The sequence below is a fragment of the Pseudarthrobacter sp. 10T415 genome (assembly GCF_056394175.1).
On record NZ_JBFTHJ010000059.1, the window covers coordinates 1 to 626 of the forward strand.

Sequence of the window (626 nt, forward strand, 5' to 3'; positions counted from 1 at the left end):
AGCGTGTTCCTGACCTGCAAGGCCGTGCTGCCGCACATGGAGGCACAGGGCGGCGGCGCCATCGTCAACACGGCGTCCACGTCCGGCATCCGCTGGACTGGCGCCGCGCAGGTGGGCTACGCCTCGGCCAAGGCCGCCGTGATCCAGTTTTCGCGCGTGGTGGCCGTGCAGTACGCCCCGAAACGCGTACGCGTGAACACCGTGATTCCCGGCCAGATGCATACGCCGATGGTCGAAGCCCGCCTGGCCGGCCAGCGCGCCGGCGGCAACGTGGACGCGCTGCTGGCCCAGCGCCAGGCCCGCATCCCGCTCGGTTTCATGGGCGACGGGCGCGACACCGCCAACGCAGCCCTGTTTCTCGCCTCGGACGAAGCACGCTTCGTCACCGGCACCGAGATCGTCGTCGATGGCGGGATGAGCGTGCGCTGCGACTGAGCGACAAGACGCGCCGCATATAAAAACAGATAGAGGAGACACCCGCTCATGGCATCGACACCGCGCGCCGCCGCTTCCCGGCGACGCATCTTGCTGGCCACGTTCCTGGCGGCCAGCCTCGGCCTTCCCTCTTTCGCGCAGGCCGCCCAGGCCGACACCGACCCCGACAAGCCGATCCGCATGGTCGTGGC

1 protein-coding gene is annotated in these 626 nt (G+C 69.3%); it reads left to right on the plus strand.

The features are described from left to right. Positions 1-435 (plus strand): SDR family NAD(P)-dependent oxidoreductase (locus AC1DBN_RS21430; protein ID WP_477724194.1); only part of this gene is annotated, 435 nt, incomplete at its 5' end. Between the last annotated feature and the right edge of the window lie 191 nt (positions 436-626).